This is a genomic window from Streptomyces sp. NPDC050509, assembly GCF_044457965.1.
GTDB lineage: Bacteria > Actinomycetota > Actinomycetes > Streptomycetales > Streptomycetaceae > Streptomyces.
Genome location: NZ_JBITHL010000008.1, coordinates 303011 through 321047, shown reverse-complemented (window position 1 = coordinate 321047; position 18037 = coordinate 303011). Strand labels below are relative to the sequence as shown.

General features: G+C 71.7%; 17 protein-coding genes. 7 read left to right on the top strand and 10 right to left on the bottom strand.

Translation table 11 applies throughout. The features are described 5' to 3' along the window. Positions 1–44 precede the first annotated feature (44 nt). Together nadA and ACIBJC_RS24130 are read left to right on the top strand one after the other, a co-directional pair. Positions 45–1256 (top strand): quinolinate synthase NadA, encoded by a 1212-nt coding sequence (gene nadA, locus ACIBJC_RS24135; RefSeq protein WP_399295718.1) that lies wholly within the window; start codon positions 45–47, stop codon positions 1254–1256. 276 nt (positions 1257–1532) lie between these two features. Then, a complete protein-coding gene (locus ACIBJC_RS24130; RefSeq protein ID WP_399295716.1) occupies positions 1533–2705 on the top strand; it encodes a multidrug effflux MFS transporter in 1173 nt (390 codons plus the stop codon). A 58-nt stretch (positions 2706–2763) separates the two neighbouring features. Here ACIBJC_RS24130 and ACIBJC_RS24125 read toward each other — a convergent pair whose 3' ends face one another. From ACIBJC_RS24125 to ACIBJC_RS24085, 9 genes are all read right to left on the bottom strand, one after another. Beyond that, complete coding sequence (locus tag ACIBJC_RS24125) at positions 2764–3297, bottom strand: hypothetical protein (RefSeq protein ID WP_399295714.1); 534 nt, start codon at positions 3295–3297, stop codon at positions 2764–2766. A 96-nt stretch (positions 3298–3393) separates the two neighbouring features. Continuing rightward, positions 3394–3909: a hypothetical protein gene (locus ACIBJC_RS24120; RefSeq protein ID WP_399295712.1), complete on the bottom strand. Its 516-nt coding sequence runs from the start codon at positions 3907–3909 to the stop codon at positions 3394–3396. 207 nt (positions 3910–4116) lie between these two features. Next, complete coding sequence (locus tag ACIBJC_RS24115) at positions 4117–4437, bottom strand: hypothetical protein (RefSeq protein WP_399295710.1); 321 nt, start codon at positions 4435–4437, stop codon at positions 4117–4119. Between the two features lie 98 nt (positions 4438–4535). Beyond that, positions 4536–7706 carry an efflux RND transporter permease subunit gene (locus tag ACIBJC_RS24110; RefSeq protein ID WP_399295707.1) on the bottom strand — a complete coding sequence of 1057 codons (3171 nt, stop codon included), beginning with the start codon at positions 7704–7706 and terminating at the stop codon, positions 4536–4538. 198 nt (positions 7707–7904) lie between these two features. Beyond that, positions 7905–8594: a response regulator gene (locus ACIBJC_RS24105; protein WP_399295705.1), complete on the bottom strand. Its 690-nt coding sequence runs from the start codon at positions 8592–8594 to the stop codon at positions 7905–7907. Then, positions 8591–9844, bottom strand: coding sequence for a sensor histidine kinase (locus tag ACIBJC_RS24100; protein ID WP_399295703.1), 1254 nt, complete (start codon positions 9842–9844; stop codon positions 8591–8593). The genes ACIBJC_RS24105 and ACIBJC_RS24100 overlap by 4 nt, the downstream gene beginning before the upstream one ends. 67 nt (positions 9845–9911) lie before the next feature. Further along, complete coding sequence (locus ACIBJC_RS24095; RefSeq protein ID WP_399295701.1) at positions 9912–10160, bottom strand: SCO4226 family nickel-binding protein; 249 nt, start codon at positions 10158–10160, stop codon at positions 9912–9914. Positions 10161–10494: 334 nt separating this feature from the next. Further along, complete coding sequence (locus tag ACIBJC_RS24090; protein WP_385003811.1) at positions 10495–10779, bottom strand: hypothetical protein; 285 nt, start codon at positions 10777–10779, stop codon at positions 10495–10497. Positions 10780–10788: 9 nt separating this feature from the next. Beyond that, a complete protein-coding gene (locus ACIBJC_RS24085; protein ID WP_329825958.1) occupies positions 10789–11565 on the bottom strand; it encodes a PspA/IM30 family protein in 777 nt (258 codons plus the stop codon). A gap of 283 nt (positions 11566–11848) precedes the next feature. On the opposite strand from ACIBJC_RS24085, the gene ACIBJC_RS24080 reads away from it, so the two are divergent. The 4 genes from ACIBJC_RS24080 (at position 11849) to ACIBJC_RS24065 (ending at position 16362) form a co-directional block, all read left to right on the top strand. Next, complete coding sequence (locus ACIBJC_RS24080) at positions 11849–12442, top strand: DUF3043 domain-containing protein (protein ID WP_329825957.1); 594 nt, start codon at positions 11849–11851, stop codon at positions 12440–12442. A gap of 68 nt (positions 12443–12510) precedes the next feature. Beyond that, the gene (locus tag ACIBJC_RS24075) at positions 12511–13236 is read left to right on the top strand and encodes a class I SAM-dependent methyltransferase (protein ID WP_399295698.1); all 726 of its coding nucleotides are present in this window, start codon (positions 12511–12513) and stop codon (positions 13234–13236) included. 157 nt (positions 13237–13393) lie between these two features. Next, a complete protein-coding gene (locus ACIBJC_RS24070) occupies positions 13394–15133 on the top strand; it encodes an ABC transporter ATP-binding protein (RefSeq protein ID WP_399296040.1) in 1740 nt (579 codons plus the stop codon). A gap of 113 nt (positions 15134–15246) precedes the next feature. Continuing rightward, entirely contained in the window at positions 15247–16362 is a 1116-nt protein-coding gene (locus ACIBJC_RS24065) for a S1C family serine protease (protein ID WP_399295695.1), read from the top strand. 110 nt (positions 16363–16472) lie between these two features. Here the strand turns inward: ACIBJC_RS24065 and ACIBJC_RS24060 are convergent, their stop codons facing one another. Further along, complete coding sequence (locus tag ACIBJC_RS24060) at positions 16473–16682, bottom strand: hypothetical protein (RefSeq protein ID WP_399295693.1); 210 nt, start codon at positions 16680–16682, stop codon at positions 16473–16475. Between the two features lie 93 nt (positions 16683–16775). Between ACIBJC_RS24060 and ACIBJC_RS24055 the strand changes: the two genes are divergently transcribed. Continuing rightward, entirely contained in the window at positions 16776–17993 is a 1218-nt protein-coding gene (locus ACIBJC_RS24055) for a bifunctional adenosylcobinamide kinase/adenosylcobinamide-phosphate guanylyltransferase (protein ID WP_399295691.1), read from the top strand. Positions 17994–18037 lie beyond the last annotated feature (44 nt).

Below are 18037 nucleotides of genomic sequence, written 5' to 3'. Positions count from 1 at the left end.
ACGAAAAGGTGCGGCTGCCGAGAAGCATCTGCTGAGAAGAGAGGGTGCGTGACGTGACCACGGCCCAGCCCGTTCAGGATCTCGCCGTCCAGGATCTCGGCGTCCAGCCGACGCCCCTCGCCCTGCTGCTGCTCGGCAGGGAGGCCGACACGCGCAGCGAGCGCGGCGTGGAGTGCCCCGGCGATCTGCCCTCCCCTTCCGACCCCGACCTGGTGGCGCGCGCCCGTGCGGCGAAGGAGAAGCTCGGGGAGAAGGTGTTCATCCTCGGCCACCACTACCAGCGCGACGAGGTCATCCAGTTCGCCGATGTGACCGGCGACTCCTTCAAGCTCGCCAAGGACGCGGCGGCGCGGCCGGCCGCCGAGTACATCGTCTTCTGCGGTGTGCACTTCATGGCCGAGTCCGCGGACATCCTGACGACCGACGACCAGAAGGTCGTCCTGCCGGACCTCGCGGCGGGCTGCTCCATGGCGGACATGGCGACGGCGGAGCAGGTCGCGGAGTGCTGGGACGTGCTGACGGACGCGGGCATAGCCGAGCGGGTCGTGCCCGTCTCGTACATGAACTCCTCGGCGGACATCAAGGCGTTCACCGGCAAGCACGGTGGCACGATCTGCACGTCCTCGAACGCCGAGCGTGCTCTGAACTGGGCCTTCGAGCAGGGCGAGCAGGTGCTCTTCCTGCCCGACCAGCACCTGGGGCGGAACACGGCGGTGCGTGACCTGGGGATGTCGCTCGACGACTGCGTCCTCTACAACCCGCACAAGCCGAACGGCGGCCTCACCCGGCAGGAGCTGCGGGACGCCAAGATGATCCTGTGGCGTGGCCACTGCTCGGTGCACGGGCGTTTCTCGCTGGACTCCGTACGGGACGTACGGGAGCGGATCCCGGGCGTGAACGTACTGGTGCACCCGGAGTGCAAGCACGAGGTCGTGGCGGCGGCGGACCACGTCGGCTCGACGGAGTACATCATCAAGGCGCTGGAGGCGGCCCCGGCCGGCTCGAAGTGGGCGATCGGTACGGAGCTGAACCTCGTACAGCGCCTGGCGAATCGTTTCGCCCCGGAGGGCAAGGAGATCGTCTTCCTCGACCGTACGGTCTGCTTCTGCTCCACGATGAACCGGATCGACCTGCCGCACCTGGTCTGGACGCTGGAATCGCTGGCCGAGGGCAACGAGGTCAACCGCATCCAGGTCGACCAGGAGACGGCGGACCTCGCGCAGCTCGCGCTGGAGCGGATGCTGGCGCTGCCGTAGGCGGTTCCGCGGGCGATGTCGCCGCCGTGGACGGCGTGGGGCGGTGTACAGGGGGGCCGATCCTCCCCGTACACCGCCCCTCTGCCTTAGAGTGGCGGTCTCACCGGCCAGGCGTTCCGAGTACGGGGCCACGCCCCCGCTCCGCCGTGGCAGCCGGTTGACCGGAGCACGCGCCCCTTGTCGAGGTCCGCCCCGTCACGCTCCACCCCCTCCCCTGTTCGTCCCGGTTCTCTTCTCGTGCTTCTTTCCGTTCCGGACTTCAGAGGTCGCCCTACCGTGCCCCGTCACCGGCTCACCGCCGCACTCGTCCTGCTCTGTTTCGTCGGCCCGCTCTCCACCGACATGTATCTGCCCGCCTTACCCCGGATGGCCGCCGAGCTGCGTACGGACGCCTCCGGCGTGCAGCTCACGCTCACCGCGTTCCTGGTCGGCATGACGCTCGGCCATCTCGTGCTCGGCCCGCTCTCCGACCGTCACGGGCGGCGGATCCCGCTGCTCGCGGGGGCGGCGGTCTGCACCGTGGCCACCGCGCTCTGCGCCCTCTCCCCCGGGCTCGGCCCGCTGATCGCGCTGCGGCTGGCGGCCGGGTTCAGCGGGGCGGCGGGCGTCGTCGTCGGGCGGGCCGTGGTCGCTGACGTCGCGACGGGCGCGGCGGCGGCGCGGCTGCTGGGCGTGCTGATGACGCTGGCGGGCCTCGCGCCGGTCCTCGCGCCGCTCGCGGGCGGCGCGGTGATCGGCGTGGCCGGCTGGCGCGGGGTCTTCTGCGGGCTGGCGGGGGTGTCGCTGCTGGCCCTGGCCGCCGTGGCCGTCGCCGTACCGGAGACCCTGCCGCCGGAGCGGCGCCGTACGGGCGGGCGCGGCGCGTTGCTCCGTACGGTACGGACGGTGGCGGGCGACCGCGCGTACACCGGCTACGCGCTCGCGTTCTCCTTCGCCTTCGGCGCGCTGTTCTGCTATGTCGCGGGGTCGCCGTTCCTGCTCCAGAACGTACTGGGGCTGAGCGTCGGCGCCTCGTCCATGGTCTTCTCCGGCGGCGCGGTGGTCATGGCGCTCTCGGGTGCGGTGTCGGCACGGCTGGTGGGCCGGGTCGCTCCGCAGCGGCTGCTGCGTCTCGGTCTGTACGCGCTGTGGGCGGCGGCGGTGGCGCTGCTCGCGGTGGCCGGGGCGGGGGCGCCGGCGCTCGCCACGTGTCTGCCGCTCCTGACGGTGTTCTGCGGCGGCCTGGGTCTGGTGCTCGCCAACGCCGCGTCGCTGGCGGTCGCGCGCGTCCCGGAGGCGGCGGGCACGGGGTCGGCCCTGCTGGGTACGGCGCAGAGCGCGGTGGGCGCGGTGGTGGCACCGCTGGCGGGTCTGGGCGGGGCGGGGTCGGCGGTGCCGGCGTTCGCGGGGATGGCGGTGTGCGGCGGGGTGGCGGTCCTGGCGGCGCGGAGCGCGGAGCGGACGGTCTGACGGGTCGGATGGATCGGACGGGGCGGACGGATCGCGGTGGCGGTGTCGGCCCCGCCGGCTATTGATCGGTATTGACCGGCAGGAACTTCCTGATGGCCTCGACGGCGGCCTGCGGTTCATCGGCGTGGCAGTGGACCGTACGTACCTCCGTACGTCTCCCCAAGAGGCTGATGGCGGTGACCGGTCGGTCCAGTTCGACGGTGATCGAGGTCTGCGACGCGATGGCCACCTCCAGCACACCGTCCTCGGACTTGTCCGCGTGGGGAAACCGGAGGTCGTAACGGGCGGACACGATCCGTTCCAGAGGGATCCACAGGTCGAGCCCCGCACCGCGCCGCACCCGCAGTCCGCCCGGCCCCACGACATGGGGGCGGGTGACGGCCGCGGCGTGCAGTCCCAGCACCAGAAACACCATGTAGAGGTCGAGTATCAGCATGGACAGATGGGCGACCGGAACATCGACGAGCATGAAGGACACCCCGACCGTCTCGACCACCAGCACGAAGACCAGCCCGTACGACGTCGGCGCCTGAGCCCGCGCGTACCCGACGGCGATGTCCGCGTCCCCGACCCCGTCCGTGCGGCGTGCCACCCACAGCCCGAGGCTCCTCATCCAGCGGCCCTCGTGCACCACCAACCGCCGTGTCTTCGAGCCCGACGCCCCGATCCCCATGATCCCCCTCGGTCGTTACGGGACGGCGTCGCCGTCTCCTTCACCCGTGCCGTCGTCGGCCGCCTGGGACATCCCACTCGCACGGGCGATGCCCTCGACCGTCTGTTCGTCGCTGCGGCGCCTGCTCTGCTGGGCTTCCAACTTGTCCCGCATGGCGCGCAGTTTGGCCGGATCGGCGGCCACCTCAGGGGGGACCAGCGACATCGCGCCCTTGGTGTGCTCACCGTCACCGAGATGAGCGACGACATGGTCGGCCCGGTCCTCGTGACCGGGCTGCATCGCGCCGATCAGGCCCATCAGGCTGAGGAACTCCTGCTGGAGCTCCGGCGTGAACAACTCCCGCTCGGGGCCGTCCATCCGCAGCCGTACGGTGCCGCCCCCGGCCTCGGCCCACATGCGGATGATCTCCATGAGCAGCTCGAACTGCTCGGTGGGCATCCGGGCCCGCAGCGACTCCACGTAGAGCGCGTACCGGGCGCGGGCGACCTCGGCCGGGGTCGCCTCACCCGGGTTCTCGAAAGCGTCGGGCATGGCCCCTCCTCGGTGAGGCTCCGTCGGATCCGCCTGCGCCGGGTGGGAGTTGGTGTACCCCCGGTCCCCTTCGACTTCCGACGGTACCGCACGTCGTACGGCGCCAGTACGGAGCGATTCGCGGCCACCCCCGGCCGGCAGGCCCCCATGATCGTCAGCCGGGACCGGCCTGGCCGGTCCTTTCCGGAGCACTACGGTTCTACGGCGCTACGGCAGGCGGGCGCCCCGGCTCACGGCGATACGCAGGGTCGTACGCAACGCCTCGATGAGACAGCCGACCATCCCGCACAGCGCGTCCCGATCGGCATCCGCCGGAATGGGCTCGGGGCCCGCGTCGGCGAGGAGTTGCTCGACGGAGGCGATCAGGTCCTCCTCGGCCTCGTCGGCGAGCCGGGACATCCGGCTGTCGGGGTCGGCGGCGCCGAGGTAGCACGATTCGCCCTCCTGTCCTGCATGTCCCGGGCGGATCTGGCGGACCTCGAACCGGCCGACCTCGACGCACCGGTCGCCCGGACGGGTGGCCGCCATGACACGACCCGGGCCCACCCCGAAACGGCCGTGCCCCGAAGCGTCCCGCTTGCGCGGGGACTTCGGGGCACTTCAGGCCGGGTAGGCCAGACCGATCGTCAGGCGTTCGCCGGTTCCGGGGTCTGCTCCGCGTCCGCGTCCGTCCGGGCGGGCGGGTTCTCGGGCGTGGTCCTCTTCGCCGCCTTCTTCTTCGCGCGGCGCTCCTTGCGGAGTTCCACCATCGCGTAGAGCGTCGGGACCAGCAGCAGCGTCAGCAGCGTCGACGACAGCAGGCCGCCGATCACCACCACCGCGAGCGGCTGGCCGATGAAGCCGCCCTCGCCCGTGACGCCGAGCGCCATCGGGATCAGCGCGAAGATCGTGGCCAGTGCCGTCATCAGGATCGGGCGGAGCCGGTGGCGGCCGCCCTCGATGACCGCTTCCACGACGCCCAGGCCCTGGGCGCGGTACTGGTTGATCAGGTCGATCAGGACGATCGCGTTGGTCACCACGATGCCGATCAGCATCAGCATGCCGATCATCGCCGGGATGCCCAGCGGCGTACCCGTCACGATCAGCAGCCCGATCGCGCCCGTCGCCGCGAACGGGACGGAGACCAGCAGGATCAGCGGCTGGATCAGCGACCGGAAGGTCGCGACCAGGAGCATGAACACGATCGCGATGGCCGCGAGCATGGCCAGGCCGAGCTGGAGGAACGCGTCGTCCTGGTCCGCCGAGACGCCGCCGATGGTGGCGGTGGCGCCCTCGGGCAGGTTCAGCGCGTCGATCTTCGTCTGGAGCTCGGTGCTGACCGCGCCGGTGTTGTCACCGACGGGCCGTGCGGTGATCGTCGCGGCGCGCGCGCCGTCGATCCGCGTCATGGAGACCGGACCCGGCACCAGTTCGACGTCGGCGATCTGGCCGAGCTTCACCGGGCCGAGCGGCAGGTTCTTCAGCTCGGCGATCGTCGTGGCGGGCTTGTCGGAGGTGACGACGACATCGCGCTCGCTGTCGTCCAGCATCGCCGTGCCGGACGGGGTGCCACGTACGGCCTGGCCGACGGCCATACCGAGCGTGGTGTCGTTGAAACCGGCGTCGGCGGCCTTGGAGTTGGCCTTGACCGAGATACGGGGGATGCTCTGCGCCAGGTCGCTCTGGACGTCGGTGACGTCGTCGAGACCGGCGACCGCGTCCCGTACCTGCTCCGCGGCCTTGTCGAGGGTGTCGCTCTCGGACGCCTTGACCACGACGCTCAGGTTCTGGTCGCCGAAGCCACCGCCCGCGCCGATCGTGGTGGTGCCGATGCCGTCGAGCGCGGCGAGCTCCTTCTCCAGGTGCTCCGTGGTCTTCTCGGACGTCGCGGCGTCCTTCAGGGTCACCTGGTACGAGGCCTGGTTGGAGCCCGTACCGCCGCCGAAGGCCGCCATGAAGCCGGACGAGCCGACGGTGACCTGGTAGTCCTTGATCTCGTCCGAGCCGGCGAGAACCTTCTCGACCTTCTTCGCGGCCGTGTCGGCCGACTCCAGGCTGGTGCCGGGCGCCAGCTCCTGCTTGATGGAGAGGACTTCCTGCTCGCCCTGGTCGAAGAAGTTGGTCTTGAGCAGCGGCGCCATGCCGAACGTGGCGAGCAGCACGACGACCGCGATGCCCAGGCTCGCGATCCGTCGCCGGGTCGCGAACTGGAGGACCGGGACGTACAGCCGCTGGAGCCTGCTGCTGGTCTCCTTCTCCTCCGCCAGGCGCCGCGCCTCTTCGGGGTCGACCCCGGCGATGTCCTTCGGCGGCTTGAGGAACCAGTACGAGAGCACCGGGACCACGGTGAGCGAGACGATCAGGGAGGCGATCAGGGCCGCGGACACGGTGAGCGAGAACGAGCCGAACAACTCGCCGACCATGCCGCCCACGAGACCGATCGGCAGGAACACCGCGACGGTGGTGAGCGTGGAGGCGGTGACCGCGCCGGCGACCTCGCGAACCGCGGTGAGGATCGCCTTCTCACGCTCCTCGCCGTAGCCGAGGTGCCGCTTGATGTTCTCCAGGACGACGATCGAGTCGTCGACGACGCGGCCGATGGCGATGGTCAGCGCGCCGAGGGTGAGCATGTTGAGCGACAGGTCACGCGTCCACAGCACGATCAGCGCGAGGACGATCGAGAGCGGGATGGAGACCGCGGTGACGATGGTGGAGCGCAGCGAGGCCAGGAAGACCAGGATCACGAGGACCGCGAAGAGCAGGCCGAGCGCGCCCTCGGTGGTCAGGCCCGAGATGGACTTGGAGACCTCGGGGCCCTGGTCGCTGACGACGGTGAGGGCGGCGCCGGAGCCGAGGTCCTTGCGGAGGTCGGGCAGCTTCTCCTTGACCGCGTCCGAGATGGCGACGGCGCTGCCGTCCTTGTCCATCGTGACGTTGACCGCGAGGCTGGGCTTGCCGTTCGTACGGGTCAGCGCGGTCGCGGCGGACTGGGTCTGCTCGACCTTCGCGATGTCACCGAGGCGTACGGGGGACGAGGGCGCCGTACCCGCACCCGCACCGCCGGAGCCGCCGGCCGCGGGCGCGATCCGCAGGTCCTGGATCTGCTTGAGGGAGGTGTAGCCGCCGCCGACCTGCACCGTACGGCTCTTGCCGTCCTCGGTGAAGGAGCCGGCGGGCAGGGTCGCGCCGCCCGCCTTGAGCGCCTCGGAGAGCGACATGGCGTTGAGGCCGGCCGCGGCGAGCTTCCGGTCGTCGGGCGTGACGGAGACCTGGAGGTCCCTGACGCCGTCGACGGTGACCTGGCCGGTGCCCTCGATGTCCTGGAGGGCCGGGACGACGGAGCGGTCGAGCTGGTCGGCGAGCGCCTGCTGGTCCTTGTCGGAGGTGACGGCGAGGACGACGGTCGGGATGTCGTCCGTCGAGCCGGCGATGACCTGCGGGTCGACGGTGGTCGGGAGCTGCGCCCTGGCGCGGTTCACGGCCTGCTGGACATCGGCGACGAGCTGCTTCGTACCGCTGTCACCGAAGTCGAAGCTCGCCATGACGAGGGCGTTGCCCTCGCTGGCGGTGGAGGTGACGGTCTTGATCCCGTCGACGGTCTTGATGGAGTTCTCAAGCGGTTCGACGACCTGCTTCTCGACCACATCGGGGGAGGCGCCCTGGTAGGGAGCGAGCACCGAGACCATCGGGAGTTCGATGGACGGCAGCAGTTGCTGCTTGAGCTGCGGTATCGCGATCGCTCCGAAGAGCAGCGCGATGATAGACATCAGCCCTATCAGGGCCCTTTGCGCGAGGCTGAATTTTGCCAGCCGGGACATGGGGTCTCTCTTCTGTGGTGTACGCGGCAGGCGGGCGGTGCGGCCCGGGCGCGGAGGTACGGCCTACGCCTGCGCCTCCGATGGCGGACGGCAACGGCCCCTCTTCATACGATCAACCATTCGAGAGCCGGATCCGTCGCCCCAAGGTGCCTTTCCTTACGCGCCGCATACCGCGCTTGGAGTAGCGGAGGTGGTGTCCTACTCCACCCTTGGACGTACGAGGCCCGATTCGTACGCAATGACGACGAGTTGGGCCCGGTCCCGGGCGCCAAGTTTTGCCATCGCCCGGTTCACATGGGTCTTGACAGTCAGCGGACTGACTTCGAGACGCTCCCCGATCTCGTCGTTGGAGTGGCCGCCCGCGACGAGCACCAGCACCTCCCGTTCGCGCACGGTGAGCGCCGCCAGCCGCTCGCCGTGACGGGCCACCGTCTCCTGGTTCTCCGGCCGTCCGGCGCTCTGCGCGAGGAAGGTGGCGATCAGGCCCTTGGTCGCGACGGGCGACAGCAGGGCGTCGCCCGCGGCGGCGATCCGGATGGCGTTGAGCAGTTCGTCGGGCTCGGCGCCCTTTCCGAGGAAGCCGGAGGCCCCGGCGCGCAGCGACTGCACCACGTACTCGTCGACCTCGAAGGTGGTCAGCATGACGACATGCACCCCGGCCAGCTCCAGGTCGGCGCTGATCGTACGAGTGGCGGCGAGGCCGTCCGTACCGGGCATCCGGATGTCCATGAGGACGACGTCGGGGCGCAGGGCGCGGGTGAGGGCGACGGCCTCCGCGCCGTCGGCCGCCTCGCCGACGACCTCCAAGTCGGGCTCGGAGTCGACCAGCACGCGGAACGCGCTGCGCAGCAGTGCCTGGTCGTCGGCGAGCAGCACCCGGATCGTCACGCGTTCTCCCCCGTACGGTTCATGACCGGCAGTATCGCCTGGACGCGGAAGCCGCCGCCGTAGCGGGGTCCCGCGGTGAGGGTGCCGCCGAGGGCGGTGACGCGCTCACGCATGCCGATGAGGCCGTGACCACCGCTGTGGGTGTCAGCCGCCGGCGGGGCGTCGGCGGTGGCGCCGCCCGTACCGTTGTCCAGGACGGTGATCTCCACGGTGGGGCCCACCCGTACGACGCTGACCTCGGCCTTCGCTCCCCCGCCCGCGTGCTTGCGCACATTGGTCAGGGCCTCCTGGATGATCCGGTACGCGGCGAGGTCGACGGCCGCGGGCAGCTCGCGCCCGGGGGCCACCGCGCCGTTCGCCGCGAACTCCACGGGCAGGCCCGCGTTCCGGAACGTGTCGAGCAGCCCGTCGAGCTGAGCGAGCCCCGGGGCCGGTTCGGTGGGCGCCTCGGGGTCGCCGGACTGCCTGAGCAGGCCGACGGTGGCGCGCAGCTCGTTGAGCGCGGAGCGGCTGGCTTCCCGTACGTGTGCGAGGGCTTCCTTGGCCTGGTCGGGCCGCTTGTCCATGACGTGCGAGGCGACGCCCGCCTGCACGTTGACCAGCGCGATGTGGTGGGCGACGACATCGTGCAGATCCCGGGCGATCCGCAGCCGCTCCTCGGCGACCCGCCGACGGGCCTCCTCCTCCCGGGTGCGTTCCGCGCGCTCGGCGCGCTCCCGGATGGCGTCGACGAAGGCACGCCGGCTGCGTACGGCATCTCCCGCGGCGCCCGCCATCCCCGTCCAGGCGAGGATCCCGAAGTTCTCCTGCGAGTACCAGGGCCCGGGGCCGAGCCCCATCGCCACCGCCGCGAGCACGCTCATGGTGGCGAACCCGACGCGCCAGGTGGTGGGGCGGTCGGTGCGGGCGGCGACGGTGTAGAGCGCCAGGACTGCGCACATGAACACCGGGGCGGGCTGCTGGGTAGTGATCAGTTCGATCAGGGTCAGCAGACCGGCACCCAGCAGGACGAGCATGGGCGCACGACGCCGGAAGACCAGCATGCCGGCACCGAGCACCACGAGCACGAGGCTGAGAGTGGTCGGGGTACGCGCGTCGAAGGAGGGAACGCCGTCCCCACGGTGCGGCTCGGCGAACGAACCGATGCCCATGCAGACCAGGGCGCCCGCGGCGAGCACACCGTCGGCGGCGAGCGGATGCGTGCGGGCCCAGCCACGCGTACGCACGAAAGCGCTACCGAGAGGGGTCACGCCACCCAACGGTACGGTGCGCGCCGGCCTCCCGGTGCCCGCCGGGGGCGAGTGGTCTCACCCGGTCTCACACGGCGAACGGTATGGGGTGGACCTCGTCGGCCCGGTGGCCGGCGCGCTCATGGACGCGCTGCACGGCGTCGGCCGAGGGTGCCTCGGAGAGGCAGAAGACATCGCCGGAGACCGGGTCGGCCCAGGCGTGCTGGAAGTGGACGTTCTCCTGGCTCTCAACGGCGAGGTCGGCGTTGTGCGCCTCCCGGAGCTGGTCACCGGTGATGTCGCGCATGCCGTGGTGGATGTCCATGAACGTGGCCATCGGACTCGTACCTCCAACTGACTGGCCCCCCATCTGACCGGGGCCCCTTGTCCCTCGGATCCCCTGCCCCCGCCTTCCATGGTGCGCCGGAGAGGCCCATGCCGCAGAAGAGCCCTGGACCACGGACCGAGAGATCCCCCCTACACCGCCGCCGGGCCGTCCCCCGACCAGGCCGTCTTCCCGCCAGGCCATCTCCTCACCTGGCCGGCGAGTGAGCCGAAGGGGCGCGCCGCTGTCGAAAGAGAGAGCGCGCGCAGGTTCGTGAGGAACGAACGAACCGAGCACGGTCGACCGTCGACAGTGGCATGAAGCGCCCCGGAGGCGAACCGAGCCTTCAAAAAGACGCAGGAATCAGGCCGTCGTCGTTCAGGAGGGCCCGGACTTCCTCCAGCGTGGCGTCCGGGGACGGCAGGATCAGTTCGGAGGGTTCCAGCGCGTCGGCGGGCAGGGGTTCGCCCAGTTCACGCACCTTGGCCAGGAGCGCGTGGAAGGTGCGGCGGAAGCCGTCCTCGTCACTGCTCCTGACCTCGGCCAGCAGTTCGTCGTCCAGCTTGTCGAGCTCGGTGAAGTGGCTGTCCGCCAGCTTCACCTGGCCCTCCCCCATGATCCGTACGATCATGACGAATCCCTACTGCTTGTCGAATTTGTGCTGGCTGGGAGGGGCGTCCTGGGGGTCGGTCGCGCCGCCCTCGATCGCCTGCTTCTGGGTCGAGCCGCCGGCCAGTTCGGCCTTCATGCGCTGCAGCTCCAGTTCGACGTCGGAGCCGCCGGAGATGCGGTCCAGTTCCGTCGCGATGTCGTCCTTGGCGAGCCCGGAGTGGTCGTCGAGGGCGCCGGAGGCCAGCAGCTCGTCGATGGCGCCCGCGCGCGCCTGGAGCTGGGCGGTCTTGTCCTCGGCACGCTGGATCGCCATGCCGACGTCGCCCATCTCCTCGGAGATGCCGGAGAACGCCTCGCCGATCCGGGTCTGTGCCTGGGCGGCGGTGTAGGTGGCCTTGATCGTCTCCTTCTTCGTACGGAAGGCGTCGACCTTGGCCTGGAGGCGCTGCGCGGCGAGCGTCAGCTTCTCCTCCTCGCCCTGCAAGGTCTGGTGCTGCGTCTCCAGGTCGGTGACCTGCTGCTGGAGCGAGGCGCGGCGGGACAGGGCTTCGCGGGCCAGGTCCTCCCGGCCGAGCGCCAGCGCCTTGCGGCCCTGGTCCTCCAGCTTGCTCGACTGGCCTTGCAACTGGTTGAGCTGCAGTTCCAGCCTCTTGCGGGACGTCGCGACGTCGGCGACGCCGCGGCGTACCTTCTGCAGCAGTTCGAGCTGCTTCTGATACGAGTAGTCGAGGGTCTCGCGCGGATCCTCGGCCCGGTCAAGGGCCTTGTTGGCTTTCGCGCGGAAGATCATCCCCATACGCTTCATGACACCGCTCATGGGCTTCGCGCGCCCCCTTCTGACGGACTACAGCTCCAGCACTCCAACAGAACCCACAGTACGGGCCCTGCCTCTATTACCGCACTGTTCCAGCTCGGATGCGCTCCTCCCCAAGGACGACTGCTCCGCCCCGCTGTCAGGCGCAAGGAGTAGATGACCATCAGGGAAAGCGACGCAAAGTCGGGTCTGTCCCAGTACAGACGCACGCCGTTGCGGGATCGTTCCCCACCGGGGTGGGGTCCCACCACGACACCCCGTACCCTTGGGCTTTGTGTTCCGAAGCCGCTCGAAGGAAGAGAAGGCCACCGCCACCAAGGTGACGGCGGACCTCTCCACGCCCCGCGACCCGCAGGCCCCGAAGGGCCGCCCGACCCCCAAGCGCAGTGAGGCACAGACGCAGCGTCGTCGTGCCGCCACCACGCCGACCGACCGCAAGTCGGCCATGAAGCAGCAGCGCGAGGCGCGCCGCGTGGATCTGGCCCGGCAGCGGGAGGCACTGGCCAACGGTGACGAGCGCTATCTGCCTGTCCGTGACAAGGGGCCGGTGCGCCGCTTCGTCCGTGACTACGTCGACTCGCGCTTCTGTGTCGCCGAGTTCTTCCTGCCGCTCGCGGTGGTGATCCTCGTGCTGTCCATGGTCCGGGTCGGCTCGCTCCAGAACATCGCGCTGCTGTTGTGGCTCGGTGTGATCGTGATGATCGTCGTCGACTCGATCGGCATCTGGCTGCGGCTGAAGAAGCAGCTCGCCGAGCGCTTCCCCGACACCCCCAAGCGCGGTGCCGTGGCCTACGGCCTGATGCGTACGCTCCAGATGCGCCGGCTGCGGCTGCCCAAGCCGCAGGTCAAGCGCGGAGAGCGGCCCTGAGCGCTGAGGTCTCCGGCTTCGCGGGAGGCTCGGCGAGCTGGCTCGCCGGGCTCGGGGGGCTACGGAACGTGGTCCGCCAGGAACTGGTCGCACGCCAGCTCGACGAGCAGATAGCCGCGCGCTTCCCCGTGGGGCGGCGGCTGCGGGTGCTCGACGTCGGCATGGGCCAGGGCACGCAGGCCCTGCGGCTGGCGCGCGCCGGGCACGCGGTGACGGGCCTGGAGTCCGACGCCGGGATGCTGGCGACGGCGCGCGAGGCGCTGGCCACGGAGCCCGCGGGGATACGTGAGCGGGTCAGGCTGATCGAGGGCGACGGCCTGGAGACCGGGGTGCACTTCCTGCCCGGCAGCTTCGACCTCGTCCTGTGCCACGGCGTGCTGATGTACGTGAACGAGCCGGACGCGCTGCTCGCGGGGCTGGCCAGGGTGCTGGCGCCGGGCGGTCTGCTGTCGCTGCTGGTACGGAACGGGAACAGCCTGGCCGTGCGGCCGGGCGTGGCCGGGGACTGGGCGGGGGCGCTCGACGCCTTCGACGCGGACACGTACACGAACCGGCTGGGTCTGCGCGTACGGGCGGACCGGCTGGAGGCGCTGACGGCGACGCTGGCGGGGATCGCCGCGCCGCTGCACGTCTGGTACGGCGTACGGGTCTTCACGGACGGGGCGGCCGACGACGCGCTGCCGCCCGCCGGTGACGCGCTGGAGCGGCTGCTGGCGGCGGAGGACCGGGCGGGGCGCACGGATCCGTACCGCGGGATCGCGGCGCTGCTGCACCTGTGCGGCGTGCGCGGCTGAGGGGACGCCGGATGATCGGGGGCGCGGTCCGCTCAGGTGATCGGGCCGTCACCGCGTCCTCACCGGGGTGAGCACTGTGAGCACGAGCACCGCGAGCCCCGAGAGCGGCGCCGAGAAGGACAAGAAGACCAGGAGCGAGGGGCCGGGGACGGCCCCGCTGCCCGCCCGGGAGACCTGGGTGGCCCTCTACCGGCACTTCCGGCCGCATCGCAGGACCGTCGCCCTCGGCGCGTTCCTCGCGCTGCTGGGCGCGGCGAGCGGGCTGGCTCAGCCGCTCGCGGCGCGGGAGCTGGTGGACCGGCTGGGCGGTGACTCCTCGATCACCGGGATCCTGCTGCTCCTGACGGCCCTGGTGGTGTTCGGGACCGCGATCGAGGCGGTCGGCTCGTACCTCTTGGAGCGGACCGCCGAGTCCGTCGTGCTGGCCGCCCGCCGCACCCTGATAGGGCGGCTGCTGCGGCTGCGGCTCCCGGAGGTGGAGCGGACCCAGCCGGGCGATCTGATGTCCCGGATCACCTCGGACACGACGCTGCTGCGGGCGGTGACGACGCAGTCGATCGTGTCGGCCGCCACCGGCGGGCTGGCGTTCGTGGCGACGATCGCGCTGATGGGCTGGCTGGACCCGGTGCTGCTCGGGGTCACACTGGGGGTGATCGTGGTGATCGGTGGCGCCGTGGCGCTGGTGATGCCGCGGATCTCGCGGGCGACGAAGCGTTCGCAGGAGGCCGTCGGCCATATCTCGACGGTGCTGGAGCGGGCCTTCGGGGCGTTCCGCACGGTCAAGGCGTCGGGCGCGGAGGAGCGGGAGACCGCCGTGGTGGAGGCGGCGGCCCGGGAGGCGTGGCGTCACGGGGTCAGCGCGGCGAAGTGGCAGTCGGTGGCCGGGTCCTCGGTCGGTCTCGCCGTGCAGGTGTCGTTCCTGGCTGTGCTGGGGATCGGCGGGGCGCGGGTGGCCTCGGGGGCCATCTCCGTATCGACGCTGGTGGCGTTCCTGCTGTTCCTGTTCTATCTGATCGACCCGGTGTCGAAGCTGGTGGGGGCGGTGACGCAGTACCAGGTGGGGTCGGCGGCGGTGGCGCGGATCGTGGAGGCGGAGCGGCTGGGCACGGAGACCCTGGAGCCCGCCGCGACAACAGGCACCGTGGAGGCCGCAGGTCCCGCCTCCGTGGTCTTCGAGGACGTCACCTTCCGGTACCGCGAGGACCTTCCGTATGTCCATCACGGTGTCTCCTTCGAGGTGCCGGGACCGGGGATGACCGCCTTCGTCGGCCCGTCCGGCGCGGGCAAGACGACCGTCTTCGGGATGATCGAGCGGTTCTACGAGGCGACCGGCGGCCGGGTGCTGGTGGACGGCAGGGATGTACGGGAGTGGTCGCTGCCCGAGCTGCGCGCCACGATCGGCTACGTGGAGCAGGACGCGCCCGTGCTGGCCGGGACGCTCCGCGAGAACCTGGTCTTCGCCGCGCCCGACGCCTCCGAGGAGCGCATCCGGGAGGTTCTCGTACGGGCCAGGCTGGACGGGCTCGTCGACCGGCTGCCCGAGGGGCTGGAGACGCTGGTCGGCCACCGCGGCTCGAAGCTGTCGGGCGGTGAGCGGCAGCGTGTGGCCATCGCGCGGGCGCTGCTGCGCAAGCCACGGCTGCTGCTCCTGGACGAGGCGACGTCGCAGCTCGACGCGGTCAACGAGCTGGCGCTGCGCGATGTGGTGGCGGAGGCGGCGCGGGAGGTGACGGTGCTGGTGGTGGCGCACCGGCTGTCGACGGTGACGCTCGCGGACCGGATCGTGGTGATGGACGCGGGCCGGGTGCGCGCGGTGGGCACGCACGAGGAGCTGGTGGCGAACGATCCGCTGTACGGGGAGCTGGCGGCGACGCAGTTCCTGGCGGCGGCGCGCTGATCCCGCGGCGCCGGCGGTCGCCACCGGCGGTCGGCGCGGCGCGAGTCGGCGGGCGGGGGCGGACAGCGATCGGCCGGCGAGCCGAACAGGCGGGCAAACGGGATAATCCCGGCATGGACGCTTCCCTCCCCTCCTGCCGCCGTCGCCGCCCCGCGCCCCGGACGCCGCTGTCCCTGACCGCCGCGCTCTGCGCGGTCGCCCTGGCCGGCGGCTGCTCCCCGGCCGGCACCACGGCCCAGGTCGCCGCCGACCGGCCGGAGCGGGCGGCGCACTCCGCGCAGCCCGCGCCGCTCACCCGGCGCTCCGGGAACGATCTCCAGGACGACTACGAGACCGTGATCAGGAACGTCCTGCCGTCGGTCGTCCAGATCGAGGCGGGGAACAGCCTGGGCTCGGGCGTCGTCTACGACGGGCAGGGCCACATCGTCACGAACGCCCATGTGATCGGCAGCCGCCGGACCTTCGCGGTGACCGTCGCCAACAGCGAGCAGCCGCTGCGCGCCGAGCTGATCTCCAGCTTCCCCGAGCAGGACCTCGCCGTCATCAAGCTCGACTCGATGCCGCGGGGGCTGAAGGCCGCGGCGTTCGGCGACACCGCGAAGGTGGCGGTCGGTCAGATCGTGCTGGCCATGGGGTCGCCGCTCGGGCTGTCGAGCAGTGTCACGCAGGGCATCGTCTCGGCGGTGGGGAGGACGGTCAGCGAGGGCGCGGCGGGCGGCGGTACGGGCGCCACCATCGCCAACATGGTGCAGACCTCGGCGGCGATCAACCCGGGCAACAGCGGGGGCGCGCTGGTCAATCTGGACAGCGAGGTGATCGGCATCCCGACCCTGGCCGCGACCGATCCGGAGCTGGGCAACGGCACCGCGCCGGGGATCGGCTTCGCGATCCCCGTGTCGATGGTCAGGACGGTCGCCGACCAGATCATCGAGCACGGCCGGGTCGTCGACTCGGGCCGCGCCGCGCTCGGCATCACGGGGCGTACGGTCGTCGGCCCGGACTTCCAGCCGGCCGGCGTCGCGGTCGTCACCGCGCGGAAGGGCGGCGCGGCGGCGGGCGCGGGGATCGAGGCCGGGGACATCATCACCGGGGTCGGCGGGGTACGGGTGACGACGATCGCCTCGCTCTCCGAGGCCCTCGCGGCGGACAAGCCGGGGCAGAAGGTGAAGGTGACCTTCACCCGGGGCGGCGCGACGAAGACGGCGGAGGTCACACTCGGCGAGATGTGACGCATGAAGAGGTGACGCGTGGAGATGTGACGTATGGAGAGGTGACGCGTACCGGGCCGTACCCGCGCGACGTCACGCGCGTACGGCCCGCCGGCTCACCGGTGTACGGGTCAGCTCGCCTCGGCCTGGAGGCTCATCGGACCGTAGATCTTGGCACCGTCCTCGAACAGCGACACCTGGTCGGCGCCTCCGTCCAGAAGCTCTCTCCAGACCTCACCGACCCATGACTCGGCGTCCCCCTGCGTCGTGAACTCCTCCGGCTCCACCGCCGGCGGGACCTCCGTCCCGTCGGCCTTCTCGAACCGCCACATCCACGCCATGTGCGCCTCCCGGCTCCCGCGGAACTGATCGATTACCTGCCCGCAGCGTAGCCGGGCGCGCACCGTGCGCGGTGACGCGGGAGGATCATCTCTGTGGAACTGACTCTGCTCGGCACCGGTGCCCCCACCGGTCTCCCCCGCCCCCACTGCCCCTGTGCCGCCTGCGCGACCGCCCGCGGCCCGTGGGCCCGCGCCGCCACCGCCCTGCTGGTGGACGGCGTACTGCTGCTGGACCTGACCCCGGGCGCCGCGCTCGCCGCGGCGCGCGCCGGGCACTCCCTGGCGGGGGTACGGCAGGTCCTGCTCACCCATCCGCACGACGGCCCCGCGGTGGAGCTGCCCGCCGGGCTGCCGTCGGCCGGGCGCGTCGCGGACGGCCGGGTGCTGACGCTGCTCAGCGGCCACCGGGTGCGGGCGGTGGCGATGGACGCGCCGGGCACGGGGTACGAGGTGACGGGCCCCGGCGGCGAACGGCTGCTGCACCTCCCGCCGGGCGGCGCCCCGGCCGGGGTGTCCCCCGGCAACGGCCGCAACCAGGCCGCCCCCGCCCCGTACGACATGGTCGCCGCCGATGTCGTCGGACGGCCCGACGCGGTGGCCCGGCTGCGCGAGGCGGGCTCGATCGGCCCCGACACGGATGTCATCGCCGTCCATCTCGACCACGACGTACCGCCCGGCCCCGAGCTGGTGCGGCGGCTGGCGGCGGCCGGCGCGCGGGCGGTCCCCGACGGGACGACGCTGACGGTGGGCGCGTACCACCCCGTACCGGAGGTGCCCCGGCGCACGCTGGTGACCGGCGGGGCACGCTCGGGCAAGTCCTGGGAGGCGGAGCGGCGGCTGACGGCGTTCCCCGGGGTGCTGTACGTGGCGACGAGCGGCACCCGGGGCGGCGACACGGAGTGGGAGGAGCGGGTCCGCACCCACCGCGAGCGCCGCCCCGGCTCCTGGCGCACGGCGGAGACCTGCGACCTGGTCCCGCTGCTGGAGGCGGAGGGCCCGCCGCTGCTGATCGACTGCCTGTCGCTGTGGCTGACGGACGCGATGGACCGGGTGAACGCGTGGGACGACGCGGCCTGGTCCTCGGGCGGCGAGAAGGCGCTGCGCGCGCGTACGGGCGAACTGGTCGCGGCGGTGAGGGCCACGCGCCGCACGGTGGTGGCGGTGACGAACGAGGTGGGCGCGGGCGTCGTCCCGGCCACCCGCTCGGGCCGCCGCTTCCGCGACGAACTGGGCCGGCTGAACGCGGCGGTCGCCGAGGAGTGCGAGCAGGTCCTCCTGGTGGTCGCCGGGCAGGCGATCACCCTGCGCTGAGCCCCGAACGGCCGTCGACAGGGGCATAGAGCGCCCCGGAGGCG